Origin of the sequence: Peristeroidobacter agariperforans, assembly GCF_004138335.1 — a bacterium.
Taxonomy (GTDB): Bacteria; Pseudomonadota; Gammaproteobacteria; order Steroidobacterales; family Steroidobacteraceae; genus Steroidobacter; species Steroidobacter agariperforans.
In genome coordinates, this window is the sequence record NZ_RYFW01000001.1 from 2194756 (window position 1) to 2212961 (window position 18206).

Below are 18206 nucleotides of genomic sequence, written 5' to 3' on the forward strand. Positions count from 1 at the left end.
CAATACAGGCCCGATAACGGATAGGGTGTTTCGGAGAGCTCCCATGCGAGACGCAGCCCACACATCGAAAATCACGTTGCTCGCGGCGTGCTGCGGCGGTCTGCTGTTGCCGCTCGCGAGTCACGCCGAAGATTCAGCGCCGGTTCAGGCCGGCTGGAAGACTCAGGAGATTCGTTACAGCTATACCGGCTTCACGACCGCGTATGACTGCGACGCGGCCGAGGATCGGATCAAAGCAATCCTGCGGGCGCTTGGCGCACACGAACAAACGCGCGTGTCTGCGCAGGGCTGTACGTTCAGTCGCCCGTCGCGGAATTTCTTCATCACCATCACGACCGCGACGCCTGTGCCGGTGGCCGATCTGTCCAAGACGCCCGCTCAAGCCAGTCGTGACGAGTTGCTCGAGCGGCTTGGGGTTGCGGCCGCGAAACTCGATGAAACATTCCTCGCCGAATGGAAAACCGTCGAGCTGTCTCGCGACCGCAAGCTCGATCTCGAGCCGGGCGACTGCGAGCTGATGGAAGGGTTGCGCGACCACGTCCTGCCGAAGCTCTCGGTGAAGATCCAGGCCGATCGCGTGCAGTGCATCCCGCGCCAGGTGTCCTTTGCAACACCCGAACTGACAGTCACGGCACTGGTGCCGATGGCGCAGCCTGACGCGGCAACCGATAAGACGAAGAGCTGAGACGAGGCTGCTGCGGGATTCATCGCCCGCAGCAGCCGGATTGCGATATCAGCCGACCAGCTGAATCAGTTCTTTCTTCTGCGCGGCCGACAACAGCGGGCCGTAGCCGGCTTTGAGATTGTCGGACTGGCGGTCGGGCTTGCCGGTGGCCGGGATGACGGCAGTGACGGCTTCGTGGCTCAGGCAGAACTTGAGGAACATTTGCGCCCAGGAAGTCACGCCGACTTCGCCGGCCCAGCCGGGCAGCTGCTTGTCCCTCACCTGATTGAACAGCTTGCCGTCGTTGAAGTTGCGATTGGCGAGCACCGCGACGCCCAGGTCCTTGGCCATGGGGAACAAACGTTGTTCGGCGCCACGGTTGGTCACGGAATAGTTGATCTGCAGGAAGTCCGGCTTGGTTTCCTGAACGACATCGGCGAGCTGATCGTGAGCGGAGTCCAGGTAATGAGTGATGCCGGTGTACTTCACCTTGCCTTGTTCCTTCAGCTCGCGCGCCAGCGCCAGCTGAGTCTTCCAGTCGCCGAGGTTGTGGACCTGAAGCAGCTCGACCTTGTCCGTGCGCAATGACTTGAGCGTCTTCTGGAATTGCGCGAGGCCTTTGTCGCGGCCGACGACGCCGGACAGCTTTGTGGCGATGAATGCTTTCGGTCGCAGCTTGGCATCGGCGAGCAGTGGGCCAAGGATGTCCTCGGCGTTGCTGTAGGTCGGTGCGGTGTCGATCAAAGTCGCGCCGGCATCGAAGAAGCGCTTCAGCACTTCTTTGAGCGCAGTGTATTCCGGGCTGCCCGGGGTGATTTCAAAACTGCCCGAGGTGCCCATGCCGATCGCCGGCACGGTCTCGCCGCTGGAAGGAATGGTTCGTTTCAACATAGTGCGCTCACTTGCCGCAGCCGCCAGCGCGGACCAGGAGCTCGCACCCAGGAGGGTCGATCCAGCAAGAGCAGCGGTGGACTGACTCAGAAACTGGCGGCGTGTAGACATTGCAAATTCTCCTGTTGTGGAGTCGCTAACGTTACTGAGCTTCCCGCACCCGAGGCAACAGCGCTGCGGTGGGATGTCGCCGTCACGCGCCGGCGCGTGACGGCGTTCAAGTGCCGTTCAGTTCTTCAGCCAGCGCGCCAGCCAACGGTGGACTTCGTTGAAGAACTGCCGGCTGTTCTCGCCTTGCAGGATCCAGTGATTCTCGTCCGGGAAGATCAACAGGCGGCTCTCGACCTGCTGACGCTGCAGCACGCTCCAGTACTCGAGCGTGTTGTTCATCGGCACCCGGAAATCGCGCTCGCCCACCGTCACCAGCACCGGCGTCTTCCATTCGGTCGCATAGCGGATGGGATTTTGTTTGTTCCAGTCCACGCCTTCCTGCCACGGCGGGCCGCCCATGTTCTGCTCGCGCGGATAGGCGATGTCGCTGGTCGCCCACTGGCTTTCCAGGTTGATCAGGCCGGCGTGGCTGATCAGGCAGCGATAGCGAGTGGTGCTCGCCTGCATCCAGTTCGCCAGATGGCCGCCGTAGCTCGCGCCGCCGGCGCATTGCCGCGTGCCATCGATGAATGAATAGCGTGCGATCGCTTCGTCCGCGGCTTGATTGATCTCCAGCGCCGGGCCTTGCAGGGGATCGCCTTGAATGGCCTGCGAGAACGCGGCGCCGAAACCGGTGGAGCCGGAGTAGTTGGTGAGCAGCACGACGTACCCGGGCGCGGCGAGCAGGTGAAAGTTCCAGCGCAGGAAGAACGTATCGCGCCACATGGTGTGCGGGCCGCCGTGCATCAGGACCAGCAACGGATATTTCTTCGCGGGATCGAAACCGGGCGGGCGGACGATCATGTTGTGGATGCGCGCGCCGCGCTTGCTGTCGAACCAGAAATGTTCGACCGGCGCCAGATCGAGCTGCGCCATCTTGTCTGCAGTGAAGCGGGTCAGTGCCTGATGATTGCCACGTTGCAGGTCGATGCGCACGACTTCCGACGGACTGACGGCGCTGTCGAAGTTCGCAATCAACACCGGCGCGCCGGAACGATCGGCGCCCACGAGATTGCCGTATCCGCCAGCCTTCATATCGAACGCAAGCGTCGCTTCGCCGCCGCTGCTCTTGCCGCTATAGATTTTCGAATGTCCGGCGTCTTCGGCGAGCAGATAAACGTCGCGGTTGTTGGGCGCGACCACGAAGTTCAGGGCGTCCCGCTCGGCGGGCAATGTGATATCGGCGCGGCGCTTCATTGCAGGCCAATCGAAGGACGACAGATGCGTCGGGCCAAATACCGTCTTGCCGCGCACTTCGCGAAGTACATAAAGAGTGCGGCCGTCAGGACTGAACTCCGGTTCGCTCCAGCCATCGCCGCCTTTCAGATCGTCGCTGCCGGTCAGACGCTTCGGCTCGCCGCCGCTGACGGCGACCTGCCACAGCTCCGTGTTGGTGAAATCGAAGGCGCCGCGGTTGGCGTTGCGAGAGGCGGCGAAGATCAAGCCTTCTCCATCGGGGGTCCACAGCAAATCCAGCTCGCTCGCGCCTTGGGTGCTGCGGCCACCGAAGCCGGGCTGTTTGATCATCTCGGCGCCGGCGAACAGATCGCGCGCGTCGTTCACACCGATCGTCTGCACAATGGCGTGCGGCTCGCGATTCTCCGGCAGCCACGTGTCCCAATTGCGAATCGGGAAGCCATCGTAGGCGCGTACTTTATATTTGCGCGCCTTCTCTTCCGCGACGATGCGCTTGCTGTCCTCGTCGTTGCGGCTTTCCGGCGGCACGTCGCTGGTGAATGCGATCCTGCGGCCGTCCGGCGAGAACTTCGGCAGCCGCGCGCCGGTGCTGATCGTTGTCGCTCGCAGCGCTTCCCCGCCGCCTTCGATGTCCAGGATATAAATTTGATTGACGTCGTCGCCATCGCGCTTCGTGGCGAAGGCAATGCGCTTGCTATCCGCGCTCCAGGCCATGCCTGATTCCGACGCGCGGGTTTGAGTCAGCCGGCGCGGCGAGCTCTTGCCGTCGGTGGCCACCAGCCATAGGTCGCTCACCTGTTGATCGTTGACGTACGCCGGCTCGGTCACGCTGAACACTGCCAGCTTGCCGTCGGGACTGACGGCAGGGGCGCCGACTCGTGGCGACAGCCACACATCTTCGTGTGTGATCGCCCGGCGCTCGGCGGCGTACAGCGAGGTGCTCGCCAGGCCAATCACTGTCAAGGCAATCGCTCGTGCTACGAAGCAGGTACTCACTAGCAGTAGCTCCTTATTGGTTCGGGCACATACCGTGCGGTAGGTTCAGCTGCCGATTATTACCGAATCGATGCTGCAGGTGCGCGCGCATTTGTTTATTCCGGCATTAACTGGGCTCGGAAAGACTCCGTTGTCACGCGTGGGTCGAATCGAGCAATATGCCGCGCGATTCAGGGTTCAGCGGGAACCAACAGGGATGCCGGTGGCGACATTGGTTGCTCACAGTCGAGGCTTCATATGGATGTGCTCTTGAGGCAGCTGCGTGGCCTGAAGAAATTATTGCGCCGGCGCGGCGCTACGCCGGAACAGGCGGAAGACCTGGTGCAGGAAGCGGTGCTACGGCTGCACGCTTATACCCGTCAGGGCGGCCAGGTCCAGAATCAGGAAGCGTTCCTGACCCGTACGGCAATCAATCTGTCCGTCGATCAACATCGGCACGCGCGGCTCGACTGTTACGAGGCCGACCCGATCGAAGATCTCGAGCTGCCCGATCTCGAGCCCACCCCGGATGAGGTTTTTGCCGCTGAGCAACGTCTGATGAGGATGCGGGATGCGCTCGATCGCGCCAATCCCAGGACACGGGAAGTTTTCTTCATGCACCGTCTCTACGGCTTCAGTCACGCCGAAATCGCGCGCCGCTTGCGAATCAGCGTCAGCGCGGTGGAGAAGCATGTTGCGAGCGCCGTTACGATTCTCGCCATCGAACGACAACGAGAATGAGCCCTACGGAAGCATCAACCAGCCAGACCGTGCCGCCGGAGCGACTCGCCGAAGCCAGCGTATGGATCGCGAAGCTGCACGGTGACGCGCGGGGCCGTGCCGTCGAGGATGGTTTGCGCCGTTGGCTGCACGCGCATCCGGACAATGCACGCGCGTTCGAGCTGGCCACCGAAGTGTGGGAAGAATCCGAGAAGCTGCGCAGTGTCGTGCCGTTTCGCCCGCTCACTCACGTCGAGCATCGGCCGCGCCGGGGCGGAGCGTTACTGGTCGCGTTCGCCTGCGTGCTGGCGCTGGCCGTCGTCGGAATTGTTTGGTTTCAATACGTGGGTGTCGTCGCCACTGCGGTCGGGGAGCAGCGCCAGTTGGTACTCGAGGACGGCACTCGCGTATTTTTAAATACGGACACGCACATCGTCGTGAAATATGACGAGCGCGCGCGCCGCGTCGAGCTGCGTCGGGGCGAAGCGTTGTTCAACGTCGCCAAGCGCAGCGACTGGCCGTTCATCGTCGTAGCGGGCGATCGCCAGGTGAAGGCGCTCGGCACTTCATTCGTAGTGCGCAGAGAAGCCGAGCGGCTCGCGGTGACGTTGGTGGAAGGCAGCGTGCTGGTCTCGCCGGTGCTGCCAGTACAGCCCGAGCAGCCTCACTCGACGATCGATGCGCCGGGCGCGATTGAGCAAACACCCGCGACGACTTCGGAAGCTGGCGGCGGCCAGTTCAAGCTTGCAGCCGGCCAACGACTCACCTTCAGCAGCGGTGCGGCGACTAAACTCGATACACCCTCCATCGACAAGACGACTGCATGGCGCCGGGGCCAGGTCATATTAGATGACACGCCGTTGCAAACCGCGGTCGCCGAGATGAACAGATATAACGAAACCAAATTGATCGTTACCGATCCGGCGGCGGCCGCGATTCCCATCAATGGTTTATTCCAAGCGGGCGACTCCACGCACTTCGCCAACGCTGTCGCACAAGCTTATGGTCTGACAGTCACCACGCGCGGCGATGAGATAGTTCTGTCTGGCAAACCCGTTCAGTGAGGATTTCCATCGGCTGCAACGTCGAACTAACGATGTGTCAAAAATCCTGACATTTGTTCAGGACCTGGGGATTGGGGATTCATCGGTTAGGAGATCACTTTGAGCACGAACAATCGGATGTTTCATAGCAGCGCCCGCTGCGCGCCACGCGCAGCAGCACTGACAGGGAGTGTGCTGGCTATTCTTGCGACTGCAGGCAACGCGCAAGCAATGACTGAATGGGATCTGCCCGAGCAGCCGCTGGCGAAATCGCTGCGGGAGATCGCTGCTCAGACCGACAGCAACATCATTTTCGATAAGAAGCTGGTCAACGAACAGTCGGCGCCGCCGCTGAAGATGAAGGCCACGACCGAGCAGGCGTTGAAACAAGTGCTGGAAGGCACCGGCCTGACTTATCGTCATCTCGACGACAAAACGGTCACGATTCAGCTGGCGAGCACGGATCCTTCGATAACCACCAGTGCCAGCTATGGCGCCGATGGACGCATTCGCCTGGCTCAGGCAGAGACCGGCGACACTGGTCGGCGGACCCGCATGGTCGAGGGCAAGCCGCTGCTCGATATCGAAGAGATCATCGTCACGGGCACGAACATCCGCGGCGTCGAGAACAAAACCGCGCCTGTTCTAGTGCTGTCCAGGGAGTACATCAATTCCACTGGCTTCAGCACCACGACGAAGCTGATCGAATCGCTGCCGCAGAACTTTGCGCTCGCGAACCAGAGCGGACTGCAATCGAACGGTACGGGCCAAGTCAGCAGTGCCTTTGAACAGGGTTCGTCCATCAATCTTCGCGGCATCGGCGAAGGCACCACGCTGGTGTTGTTGAATGGCCGTCGACTGGCGCCCGGCTTTAAATCTGCCGCCGCCGATATCTCCGCGCTGCCGTTGACCGCGATCGAGCGGGTCGAGATTCTGACCGACGGTGCTTCGGCGATCTACGGTTCCGACGCGGTGGGCGGCGTCGTGAACTTCATTCTCAGAGACGACTTTGAAGGGGCTGAAACCCGGCTGCGCGCAGGTTTCGCCGACGGCACCGATGAGTACCGGGTGAGTCAGGCGCTGGGCAACTCCTGGGATTCGGGCAACGTCCTGCTGTCCCTGGAGTATTACCAGCGGGACGAGTTGCTCACGAGCGATCGTGACTACATTCCCGCCAATGTCGCGGCCCCCGGGCTGTTGCCGGAAGAGGAGAATTACTCGGCGGTCTTCACCGGTGAGCAGCAGCTCTCCGGATCGATTACCGCGTTTGCCGACGTGCTCTTCTCGCAGCGCGATAGTTTCAATCGGGCAGGGCGCGTTACGCCTCTGTTCAACGAAACGCCTAACAACGTGGACAATCCCCAGCTCAATGCGACGCTGGGGCTGAACTTCGCGCTGGGTGGGGACTGGCAGCTCGAGCTGTCCGGCTCGTTTGGCAGCAACGATCTCGAAGTGGTACGGGGAGGGGGCACCCTCGGACAGGCTTCGTTCGATTCGAAGTTCGAGAGCGAGGCGGGCAGAGTCAAGGCGGACGGTACGGTGCTCGGTTTGCCAGGCGGCAACATGCGCATGGCCATTGGCGCCGATTATCGTTCCGAGACCTATGAGGATATGAACGCACTCGGCGGCATGCTCATCAGCAGCACCGACACGGATCAGGACGTTAGTTCGGCGTTCGCCGAGCTGTACATTCCGCTGGTCGGCGATCCCAATGCGGTGGCCGGAGTGCAAAGGCTCGAGGTGTCGCTGGCCGGACGCTACGACGACTATTCGAGCTTCGGTTCTTCCTTCGACCCGCAGTACGGCTTGATGTGGGAGCCGGTCGGCGGGCTGCGTCTGCGCGCCAGGTACGGCACCTCATACAAGGCGCCGAACCTGATCGAATACAGCTTCGGCACCAATTCCGGCGCGGCAGTTCTGGCGCAGGACCCGCTGGCGCCGGGCGGCTTCAACTACCAGCTGCAGGTCAGCGGCATCGACGTGAATGGCTTGCAACCCCAGGAGTCGACCAGTTCCTCGTTCGGCCTGGAGTTCACTCCGGAAGCGGTCAAGGGCCTGGCCGTGAACCTCAACTACTACCAGATCAGGTATCGCAACCGGATCACCAATCCACCGTTGCCTTCGGTGACGCTCGGCGATGCGGCCTCCTTCGGCAGCCTGTTCATTCGCAATCCGACGGTCGATCAGGTCAATCAGTTCATCGCGATCGCCCAGCTCGGCCCGGTGGGCTTCATCCCGCTCAGCCCGATCGACTTCACTTTCGATCCGAATTTCGACCCGGCGTCGATCGATGTCATCGTGGACGGCAGGCGGCGCAACCTGAGCCTGGTGGACACCAACGGCGTGGATTTCTCCACGCGCTACGATTTCGGCGTTGGCTCGTCCAATGTCGCCCTCGGCATCGACGCGACCTACGTGCTGCAGATCGAGCAGCAGATCACCACGACGAGCGCGCCGTTTGAAACGGACGATACATTCGGCAATGCGCCGAACTTGCGCATGCGAGCGATGGCCAGCTGGCAGCGCGGTGGATGGAGCACGAATGCGTTCGTGAACTACACCGATTCGTATACGGACAATCGATTGATGATCCCGGTGTCGGTCGACGCCTATACGACGGTGGATGCACGCGTGGCCTATTCCTTCTCGAATCGATTCAGCAGCGGGTTCCTGTCTGGAGTGACGGTGGGCGCCAGCGTGCTGAACCTGTTGGATGAGGATCCGCCGAGCACGCAAGTGATCTCTCCTCCGGGCTCGCCTGGTTTCGACCTGGGCTTCGATCCTACCAACGCCAGTCCGCTGGGCCGTTTCATCGCATTGGAGTTTACCAAGACGTGGTAACCCGCTCTTGTGTCGGCCGTGACGCTCGCGTCACGGCCGGTTGGCTTCTTGCCATGTCGCTGTCCCTCCAGGCCGTCGCAATGACGGCCTGGAGCCAGTCCTCCAATCACCAAACCGCATCGCTGACCATCCCGCAGGTGGCGGACGGCCCGAAGCGGCTCATCACGACGGATGATCTCATCGCGTTGCGCGATATCGATTCCTTCAGCCTCTCGCCCGACGGAAAAAAATTCGCGGTGTTGATACGCCAGGCGGATCCGGTCGCGAACGACTATCGCACCGGATGGTTCATCGGTTCGACCGACGATGGCGCGCTGACCGCCGCGGGTGATGGCGGCGAAGCGCGGTTGACCATAGGCGTGACTGGCAGACGCGGAGGGGAAATCGCCGGTTCGCCAAGTCGCTGGTCAGCCGACGGTCAGTGGATCGCCTATACCGTGCAGCGGGATGGCGAAGTACAGCTTTGGCGCAGCAGCGTCGACGGCAAGGTTCAGCAGCAGCTCACTCGCAACGATGCAGATGTGCGCGATTTCGTCTGGAGCGAAGACGGGCGCACTTTGCTCTTTACTGTCGGCAGCACTCGCGCATCACAGCGCGCTCGCGACGAACAAGGTCGCCGCGATGGATTCCGGCTGGATGAGTTTCAGTTTTACACCGAGGTCATCCACCGAGCGGCCCCCGAACGGCCCGTCGAGACCGATCTGACCGTCTGGGCCGTCGCCAGCAACGGCCATGACGAACGCGTGGCGGATGCCGCCGGGAAGAAACAATTCGAGGAAGGGGTGCGGCGCGGTTGGTCTTGGGGCCGCGACCGTTCGCAACCGCCGAAGATCGAGGAGTTGGGAGGCTCGGCTGCGCCGCCGGTCGTCGGCAAGAATGGCGTTCTAGCCTGGCTCGCCCGCGTCGACCCCTCGGAGCGCGGCATTTTGCCGAGGCTACGTTTGACGGCCTCGTTACGCCCTGATGGTTCGCAGCCAATCGCGTGTACCGCTGACGAATGTACCGCGCAGTTCTTTTCCAAAGTCTGGTGGAGCGAGGACGGCAGGCAGGTCATCTTCTGGCGGGAAGAGGGCATCAATCTCACCGACCAGGGGTTCTATTCATGGACTCCAGCGAGCGGTGTCGTGAAGCCGCTATGGCGTGTCTTGGGTGACCGTTTCAAGGAGTGCGAACTGCTGGGGCGGCGGCTGATCTGCGTGCGCGAAACGCGAACTCAGCCCGCGCACATCGCCAGCATCGACACCCGCGCCGGGCGCGTTTCGGTTCTGGCAGATTTCAATCCCGAATTCAAAAATCTGCGCTTGCCCAGGATCGAACGTTTCGAGTGGGATGCGCCGCCGGACACCGTGGGTTTGGGCTATCCCAAGCGAGCTTTCGGCTACATCGTCTATCCGCCGGACTTCGATCCGAAGAAGAAGTATCCGGTGATCATTTCCCCGTATATGGCGCACGGTTTCATTCGAGGGGATGTGGGCGACGAGCAGCCGCTGCTGGCTTATGCAGCTAACGGCTTCGTTGTTCTTGACACGGGCTTTCCCTACCCGATGGGCGATATCGGGGCCGCGGACTCAGACACCCTGTTCGAGAAGATGCATTCCGCCGAGCTTGGGTTTCCCAACATGACCATGCTCCTGGAATCGACGATGCGTGCCTTGGACGCAGCCGTGGCGCGCGGGTGGGTCGATAGCAGCCGCGTGGGCATGGGTGGATTGAGTCAGGGAACGTTCGCGTCTCTGTACGCGCTGCAGAAGTACGATCGTTTGTCCGCGGTTTCAGTGAGCGGGCCAGGTTGGTCGCAGATCGAGTACTACCTCATAACGAGCCACGGACTCGCCACGATGGAGCGGGCGGGAATAAGCTGGAAATTTCCCGAGTCCGTCGAGTACTGGAGGCAGGTCGATCTCGCCGACCACCTCGATTCGATCGAAGCGCCGATCCTGATGCACATCGCAGATCGAGAGTCAGCCGGCATCATGCGCCTGCAACGCCGGCTGAGCGATGCGAAGAAAGCTTTCGAGGCATTCATCTTCCCGGACGAATACCACGAGAAGTGGCAGCCGGCGCATCGCTACGCCATCTACAATCGCAATCTCGATTGGTATCGGTTCTGGCTGCAGGACTACGAAGATCCGAGCGGGGCCAAGGCCGACCAGTATCGACGCTGGCGAGCGCTGCGCGATCTGCAGTGCCTCAATCCGCGTTCGCTCCGCGCCTATTGCGCTGACAACGACAAGGAGTGAGGCGTGGCGGCGGTCCGGGCGATCCTGGTCCACTTCTGTAACCAGGCTTCCGCCGCCAGATAACTCAACAGGATTGGGGCAGGGACCGTGAGCGAAGGCTCCGGCGCGCCGAGGCACGCATCGAGCCGGCCACGGTCCAGGTAGCCCTCTTTCACCAGCAAGCCCTCGAGCAACTGCTCCCGAAGCAACGCTCGATTGCGCTTGACGATTTGCTGATAGAACGAACTGCCCGTGCCCTTGACCTGGCGTTTGCGGATCTCGGCGGGCAGCAGATCGGCGAAAGCGCGCCGTGCCAGCCCGCGACTTATGCCGCCGGTGAGCATCGTGCTGGTCGGAATCCGCAACGCCGTCTCCCATACTGGCTGAGCGTTCAGCGGATCGATGTGGTCAGTGTATCTGCCGCTGTCGAAAACGAAATCGTACCAAGCCGACCAGGTCAGGCCTTTGGCGTGATCCTTCTTGCCGGGAGGCAGCGATGAGCGCGAAATTCGTTTCGACTGCTCGCTTTCGAAATCCTGATTGCTCAGGCCTGCGGTAAGTTCGGCGCTCACCAGCGTCGGCAGATTCGAAATCGCGAAAGGACTGACATAGGGACGACGTAGCAGGCCGTGGTGAACGGTCTTGCCGAACACGGACCATACCGAGTCCTTGCTGAGCCGGGAGGTCGCGAGGATCTGTTCCCAGAGGCCGGGCCTCAAGCCGTGGAGGTACGCCTGGTCCATGGCTGGCAGGGGCTGGACGGTGGCTTGGAATACCGAGTCGCCCGCTTGCCCCGAAAAGAACGCCTGAGTCCCGCGGCTCTTGATCAGGTCGAGCAGGATGTCTTCCATCTCCATCACAGTGAAATACAGGTTGGGGCTGACCGTCGGTGCGGTGTCCCAAATCCTTGTCAAATCCAGGGCGAGCTCTCGCTGCCGTTCGATCAGCTCGGTTCGCCATCGTTCGGCCACCAAGCGAGCGAAGTGCCTTTCGTCTCCAGTTCCAATGATCGCGCGAACTTTCTCCGTGGTCCGCCGGTCTATGCCCGGCATCGCCACCTTCTCCTGGCTCGAACCGAGATCAATGCAGACGTTCAGATAGCTGATCCGCGCTGGCGACGCTGCGTGCGCCAGACATCCTGCGACGATGGAAGAGTCGAGTCCGCCGGAAAGCCGCAGTGTGATGCTCTCGTAGCAGGAGGCCCATGCATTGACGGTGTCCTGTACGGCTGCGCGCAGCGCAGTTGCGGCTGCATCCAACTGCTCGAGGTCCCTCGTGCTCGCGATCGCGATCGGATCCCACAATACGGAGCGCGTCATGCGTCCCTGGGAGAATGTGAGGCGATCTCCGGCCGGCACGGGCGCCACGCCCTCGAGGCCAGTCGCTTCGAGCGTCAGGTTGCCGAACATCAGCCAGCGAGCGAGAAACTGACGATTGACGCTGTAGCGGATCGGCAGCAGGCGAACGCAATCGTCGATGTGAGAAAAGAAGATGTCGACGCCTTTAAAGTGCGTGTGATAGCCGGGCATGTTGCCGAGCGGATCGCGGAACACGTGATACTTGGCCGCGGTCGCCTCATGAACGATGGCGAAGTATGTGCCCCAGTAGCGATCGACCAGATGCTGGCCGCCGCTATCGATGATCCCGGCAGCCGCCGCGCCATCCAGAACGATCTGCGAAGCGCTCGTGTAGTCGCCATGACGACGGTCGAAGATTCTTCCCAGTACGACGCCGCCGCCGTGGGGCAATGGATACGCTTCGGCCGCACCCCGCCGCATTCCAGTGTGCATCACGAACATTCCCGATGCGTCGCAGGCGGTGACCCACCCGGCGGGTTTGGTGCTGCTACTCAGGCCGAAAGATTGAAATGTTCGCACGCTCTCGAGATTGAGCGGATCCCAGAGCAGGGCGAGATAGCGCTGCATGGCCGTGTCCTTGGCGGTTGCGCGTGCCTGGCTTCAGACTGTCATGATGGGAGTGAAGCCGGCTGCCGTTTCCACGTCTTCGTTGAAAATGAACTGTCCCTGCTGCACCCAGCAGTGCGCGTTCCACGGTTCGAGCCGGACCGCGAACATCCAGGTGGGAAAAATCCGGTAGCGGGCGAGAAATTCGAGCAGGGCGAGCGAGTCGAACAGGCAGAGATAGTCGCGCGGGAACAAAGATCTGAGAGTTTGAAACGCCGCTGTCAGCTCGCGAGCCGCGTTGACGTCGAACGTGCCGTTCGAGTTGTAACGTGCTTTGCGCAGCTCCACGGCTTTGACGGTCTTGTCGATGCGTTGCCAGCGAAGTCGCGCTGCTGCGGTAGTGCATGCGGCAATGAACTTGTAGAAGTGCGAGATGCGCAGGCGTACTCGCGGCACGGCTTCGGGATCGATCAAGGGTTCCATCGCCACTTCCGCCTGTGTCGGGCGGATGCTCTTGCCCTGGCTCGGATCGGTGACCAGCAGTCCGCCCGCCAGCAGTTCCTGCAAAGCATCGGCGGCTTCCGGCTTCGACTCGTCCAGTCGTCCGCTCGGAGCGAGTGCCTGCAAGGCCGCCGCAGTCGCTCCGTTGATCAGCATGTAGTCGTCCTGCTTCAGGTCGAGAAACACAAGGTCATCGCCACGCTGGCAAAAGTGGACGTGCGGCGGAAGAAAATATTCGGCCATGAGCAACCTGCGCGAGAGTGCCGTCCTGGCGAGCGGGGCGCGCTGCTGTAGAGCAGTGCGCCCCGCCCGATCTCGTTGTTGGCAATGCCAACCGGGATTACATCGGATACTGGAACTGGGAGACGCTCTCTCCCACGATCACGACCTTCACGCCCTTGGTTTCCTTAGACACTTTTCCCAGCTTGACCATGTTGCTACTCCTTTGCTTGCTGCCACCCGTCATGGATGGCGCGCAGAGGATGTTTGCAAAAGTCATCCGGCTACAAGCCCCGGCACCGCTGCAGAGGTCCTTTCGGCGGGATATTACGAACCATTGGGCGAACCCCTGGACACCCATCGCCCCCGAATGCATGAGCGTATTACCGCCGGATGTATGCTCGTGTGCATCGCTGCGCTACAAGGTCAAATGTCTGACAGCACGTCCGCTTACGACATTAACCGAGATGAATTTCACGTTGCGCCCGATGACTGTCGCGTCCCGCCCGGATTGGCTTCGTGCAGTGGGGGTGCTTCACGCTCCACTGACGATGGTGACAGTCTTTGATTATTTGCATTCACTTGCTCGCGTTTACTGCCGCCCGGGTCTGTGCTACCTGTCATTGGCTCTGATGCATCGACAAGGAGCGATCGATGTCAGCCCTGCCCATCCACGATCAGGACGTCATCGGTCAATTGCCGCCCGGTTTGCAGCAATGGCTGGCGCTGGAGCGCTTTCATCTGCACAAGGTGGATCTGTTCCAGAACAGGTCCCGCGATCCCGCCTTCGATCCGCGGTACTTGCCCCAGAATTGCGGCGCTTTCAGGTTGTCCTGCTTCTGGATACGGCGCAGATATCTTCAGGTTTATGGCGGGCAAGCTGCGGGCGGCGGCGAATTGCAACTGTTCTCCGGCCAGGGTTTGGACGAGCGTGTGCTGTTCCCGATTCATCCATCGTCCCTGGATCACTACAGAAAGTTCCTGTCAGATGTGGATGCCGTGGAGGCGTCGAAGCAGGGCGCGTGCATCTGGGCCGTACCGACGTCGAGTACCAGGACTCTGTTGGCATGGCACGATCAGGCGCCGGCTACAGCGGTTTTCGTCAAGACATCGCTGCGGTCTCCGATGTTCGGGGACCGACGCCTGTACCTGAAAACAGTCGGCCGCAGCGTGGGCTTCTCCGGGCTCATGCAAAGTGCGCGAGCGGATCTTCCGGCCACATTGGACTATCTGCCGGAGTCGGTAGGCTTTGTGCCGCGATCGTTGCCGGATAGCGGCGCCATCGTTCGCTCGATACCCGAAGAGATCAAGCAAGGCCGGATCCTGGTCGCTCCGGTGTTTTCATTGCTAGGCGGCAGTGGCTCTCGCGTGCCACTGTTGCTGACTCTGCTCGAACGCAGCGGCATGCCGCCGCGGCAACTGGTGGAGGAGGTGCTCTGCGCCCCATTCGCCAGGTTATGGTTGGGGATGAGTCTGCGCCTTGGCTTGATACTGGAGGCTCATGCCCAAGATCTCATGCTGATGCTGGCCCCGGACCTGACTCCGCTGGGCCGCTTTCTTTACAGAGATTTTGAAGGCCTGCAGGTGGATTGGGAGTTGCGCCGGCGGTGCGGGCTGCAGTCGCCGGCTGATATGCCGCACGCCTGGTCCTGGCGCGAGACCTACGACGCCTGGGGTTATCCCTACAGCGAATTCGTCTGGTACAAGTGGCGGATCAGCCTGTTCAACTATCTTCATTTCATCCTCGCCGACGTAGAAGCGTCATTGCGCGGGTGGCACGAACGAGGGCTGATCGGCGACTGGCAGTGTGAGCCAGATGAGGTGACCCTGATCTTCTCCCATCACCTGTTCAAGGCGCTCGAGCAGATGTTAGGCATTCGAGTAAAAGCGAAATACAACGTCTATCGCCACCTCCATCGATTCTTGTTGCTGCTGCTGGATGTGCGGAAAGAATTGCTCGGCGGGAAATAACGGCTGCTGTGCTAGCACGAAAGATGTGACATTTGCTTGAGGTTTTTGCTGAGCTGCCACGTCTGAATAAGAGATTGCCCGGCGCGAGCGCACGACTCGGAGCCTCGATTCAGTCCATATAGTGGTAAGTAGCAAGGTCCGGCCAATGAGCACGGCAGACGCCATTCCTTCCACGCCTGTTTCCATGCCCGGCCTGGCCGCCCGGGTCTTGGCAAGCCTGTCCACGTCCACTCGGGAGGAGCTTTGCGAGCACGCCGCGGACTGCTCATCCAGGCTGCGCGTTACGCTGGAAACGCTGTTCGTGAATCGTTTCGGCGGTCACCACGAGGGGTTCGAGCGGCTGCGGTTTCTGTTCTTCGTGGCGCCGCTGGTGCGTCGGCTGGTGATCGGCTCGGCCAATCTGAACCAGCGGGTGCGCGGCACCGAGGTGACCTTCGCCGACGTGAAAGCCTGGATCGCCTGGCTGGACGCCATGGACCCGCTGTGTGCCCGCATGATCGACCTGCGCTACTTCGCCGGCGTCAGCGTCAAGGAAACGGCCCGCCTGCTGGATCTGCGCCCTGACGCGGTGGTCCGCGAGCTGCGCTTCGCCCGGGCCTGGCTGAACATCAAGGTGTCCTGATCGGCCCCGGCCTTGTAATCCCTCCGCCCAGAGGCCATTAAAGCCAGCTCTATATAGTGACCGCTGTACTCTCGGGTGCACGCGGCTGGAGCGGACTCCTTGCGACGCGGTTTCCTGATGATGCTGGGCCTGCTCGGCCTGTTGCATGTATACATTGGCGTGCGGCTGTTGCCGGCCCTGTCCATCGGCGGGGTCGGCCAGGTCATCGGTGCGCTGCTGCTCCTCGCGTCCTGGATCGTGATCCCGATGGGGCTCACGGCGCGCTCGAGGCAAACGAATACCGACGGCGCCGATGCTTTGCTATGGACCGCGCTCATCGCGATGGGGCTGTTCTCGTCTTTGTTTGTATTCACCCTGTTGCGCGATCTGGCTTTGCTGATCGCGGCGTTGTTCACGCCCGCGGCGGCTGCCGCACGATTGCAAAACGCATCTGCATGGATTGTCGTTAGCGCCGCGGTGCTCGCGACGCTGATTGGATTCAGCAACGCGCGTCGCGTGGCGCGCGTCGTTCACGTCGATGTGCCCATCGCCAATTTGCCGCCGGCGCTGCACGGTTTCTCGATCGCACAGATCAGTGATGTTCACGTCGGCCCGACGATCCGTCGCCACTACGTCGAAGGCATCGTTGCCGCAGTCAACCGATTGGACGCCGACGCGATCGCCATCACCGGCGACCTGGTCGACGGCAGCGTGCGAGAGCTGGCAGCGCACGTCGAACCATTGGCGCAGCTGCGCGCCAGATACGGAACATTCTTCGTCACGGGCAATCACGAGTATTACTCCGGCGAGCGCGCATGGACGAGAGAGCTGCGTCGTCTCGGCATGCGCGTACTCATGAACGAACATGTGGTCGTCGATCACAACGCGGCCAGGCTGGTGATCGCGGGCGTGACGGATTTCAGTGCGCATCACTTCGATCCTGCCAATCGCAGCAATCCGGCCGCGGCGCTCACCGATGCGCCGTCGGATGCGGGAGCGAAGATATTGCTTGCGCATCAGCCGCGCTCGGCGCCTCAAGCGGCGGCGGCAGGATTCGATCTACAACTGTCCGGGCACACGCACGGCGGTCAATTCTGGCCGTGGAATTTCTTTGTTCGCTTACAGCAGCCATTTACCGCGGGATTGGATCGGCTCGACTCGCTATGGGTCTACACCAGCCGGGGCACAGGCTATTGGGGACCGCCAAAGCGCTTCGGTGCGCCGTCGGAGATTACGCGGATCAGGTTGATCGCGTCGATTGGCGAATCATGAGTTTCGCCGGGATGGTGTGACTCTGCACCGGCTCGTCCTGAATCAACGCAAGCAGGCTCTCGACCAGAAACGTCGCTGCTGCCTTCGTATCCTGTTGCACGGTCGTGAGGCTGGGGTTGGTGAAGCTCGCGATGGGAATATCATCGAAGCCTGCTACAGCGACGTCCTGCGGCACTCGCACGCCGCGGTCCACCAACGCGCGCATTGCGCCGATCGCAATCAAGTCGCTCGCGCAGAACAACGCATCGAATGAAATACCGCGCTCGATGAGCGCGTTTACCGCGTCGTAGCCGGCGCGCTCGGTCGTGAACGCATCGATCTGCAGTCCGGGTTGCACTGGCACGCCGGCGTTTCGCAGCGATTCCGAATAGCCTTTGTATCTTTCCAGGAACTCCGGATAGTGCTCGGACGCGTGCCCGATGAACGCGATGTTGCCTCGGCCTTGTTCGAGCAAATGACGCGTCATGTCGCGGCCGCCCTGGAAGTTGTCGCAGCCGATCGTCACGCCGGGCTGGCCGGGCAGCACGACACCCCAGCGCACGAAGTGCGTGCCTTGCTCGACGAGCAGCTCCAGGCGCGAGACGTATTCGAGATAGTCGCCGTAGCCCAGCAGGATCAGACCGTCGGCCTTCTTGCTGTCCTCGTATTCGACGTGCCAGTTGCTGGACAGCTGCTGGAACGAGATCAGTAGGTCATAGCCCTGCACGGCGCAGGCGCGAGTCAACGAGCCGAGCATGGACAGGAAGAACGGATTGATCAGCGAGTCGTCCTGCGTCGGGTCTTCGAAGAACAGCAGCGCCAGCGTGCCGGACTGCTGATTGCGCAGGTTGGAGGCGTTCTTGTCGACCTTGTAGTTGAGCTCGTGGGCGATTTGCAGGATGCGCTGGCGCGTCTGCTCATTGACTGTCGGGCTGCCACGCAAGGCGCGCGACACGGTGGGCTGCGACACACCCGCCCGATAGGCAATGTCGAAGGACGTGGCTTTACCTTTTCCGCGCATCAGGCCCCCTGCAGCTCAGGGGCAGCATCGTACCGCTT

General features: G+C 61.5%; 13 protein-coding genes. 8 read left to right on the forward strand and 5 right to left on the reverse strand.

Annotated elements, in window-relative coordinates:
* The first annotated feature begins 43 nt into the window (after positions 1 to 43).
* A complete protein-coding gene (locus tag EK373_RS09615) occupies positions 44 to 685 on the forward strand; it encodes a hypothetical protein (RefSeq protein WP_129642451.1) in 642 nt (213 codons plus the stop codon).
* Positions 686 to 733: 48 nt separating this feature from the next.
* Here EK373_RS09615 and EK373_RS09620 read toward each other — a convergent pair whose 3' ends face one another.
* Together EK373_RS09620 and EK373_RS09625 are read right to left on the reverse strand one after the other, a co-directional pair.
* Positions 734 to 1666: an aldo/keto reductase gene (locus EK373_RS09620; RefSeq protein ID WP_129642452.1), complete on the reverse strand. Its 933-nt coding sequence runs from the start codon at positions 1664 to 1666 to the stop codon at positions 734 to 736.
* Positions 1667 to 1783: 117 nt separating this feature from the next.
* Entirely contained in the window at positions 1784 to 3859 is a 2076-nt protein-coding gene (locus tag EK373_RS09625; protein ID WP_232831100.1) for a S9 family peptidase, read from the reverse strand.
* Between the two features lie 276 nt (positions 3860 to 4135).
* On the opposite strand from EK373_RS09625, the gene EK373_RS09630 reads away from it, so the two are divergent.
* From EK373_RS09630 to EK373_RS09645, 4 genes are all read left to right on the forward strand, one after another.
* Positions 4136 to 4618: an RNA polymerase sigma factor gene (locus EK373_RS09630; protein ID WP_129642453.1), complete on the forward strand. Its 483-nt coding sequence runs from the start codon at positions 4136 to 4138 to the stop codon at positions 4616 to 4618.
* On the forward strand, positions 4615 to 5661 hold the full coding sequence (locus tag EK373_RS09635) for a FecR family protein (protein WP_129642454.1): 1047 nt from the start codon (positions 4615 to 4617) through the stop codon (positions 5659 to 5661). Before EK373_RS09630 ends, EK373_RS09635 begins: the two co-directional genes overlap by 4 nt.
* 210 nt (positions 5662 to 5871) lie before the next feature.
* The gene (locus tag EK373_RS09640) at positions 5872 to 8481 is read left to right on the forward strand and encodes a TonB-dependent receptor (protein WP_198683187.1); all 2610 of its coding nucleotides are present in this window, start codon (positions 5872 to 5874) and stop codon (positions 8479 to 8481) included.
* Positions 8482 to 8534: 53 nt separating this feature from the next.
* Positions 8535 to 10721 (forward strand): Atxe2 family lasso peptide isopeptidase, encoded by a 2187-nt coding sequence (locus EK373_RS09645; RefSeq protein ID WP_129642456.1) that lies wholly within the window; start codon positions 8535 to 8537, stop codon positions 10719 to 10721.
* On the opposite strand, the gene EK373_RS09650 is transcribed toward EK373_RS09645, so the two are convergent.
* Together EK373_RS09650 and EK373_RS09655 are read right to left on the reverse strand one after the other, a co-directional pair.
* Entirely contained in the window at positions 10694 to 12625 is a 1932-nt protein-coding gene (locus EK373_RS09650; protein ID WP_129642457.1) for an asparagine synthase-related protein, read from the reverse strand. The two genes, EK373_RS09645 and EK373_RS09650, sit on opposite strands and share 28 nt — an antisense overlap.
* Positions 12626 to 12658: 33 nt before the next feature.
* Complete coding sequence (locus EK373_RS09655) at positions 12659 to 13348, reverse strand: lasso peptide biosynthesis B2 protein (RefSeq protein ID WP_129642458.1); 690 nt, start codon at positions 13346 to 13348, stop codon at positions 12659 to 12661.
* 684 nt (positions 13349 to 14032) lie between these two features.
* Between EK373_RS09655 and EK373_RS09660 the strand changes: the two genes are divergently transcribed.
* The 3 genes from EK373_RS09660 (at position 14033) to EK373_RS09670 (ending at position 17168) form a co-directional block, all read left to right on the forward strand.
* Complete coding sequence (locus tag EK373_RS09660; RefSeq protein ID WP_129642459.1) at positions 14033 to 15295, forward strand: hypothetical protein; 1263 nt, start codon at positions 14033 to 14035, stop codon at positions 15293 to 15295.
* Between the two features lie 145 nt (positions 15296 to 15440).
* Positions 15441 to 15917 (forward strand): ECF-type sigma factor, encoded by a 477-nt coding sequence (locus EK373_RS09665; protein WP_129642460.1) that lies wholly within the window; start codon positions 15441 to 15443, stop codon positions 15915 to 15917.
* A 117-nt stretch (positions 15918 to 16034) separates the two neighbouring features.
* On the forward strand, positions 16035 to 17168 hold the full coding sequence (locus tag EK373_RS09670; RefSeq protein WP_129643538.1) for a metallophosphoesterase: 1134 nt from the start codon (positions 16035 to 16037) through the stop codon (positions 17166 to 17168).
* Here EK373_RS09670 and EK373_RS09675 read toward each other — a convergent pair.
* Positions 17137 to 18168, reverse strand: coding sequence for a LacI family DNA-binding transcriptional regulator (locus EK373_RS09675; protein ID WP_129642461.1), 1032 nt, complete (start codon positions 18166 to 18168; stop codon positions 17137 to 17139). The genes EK373_RS09670 and EK373_RS09675 overlap by 32 nt on opposite strands.
* Positions 18169 to 18206 lie beyond the last annotated feature (38 nt).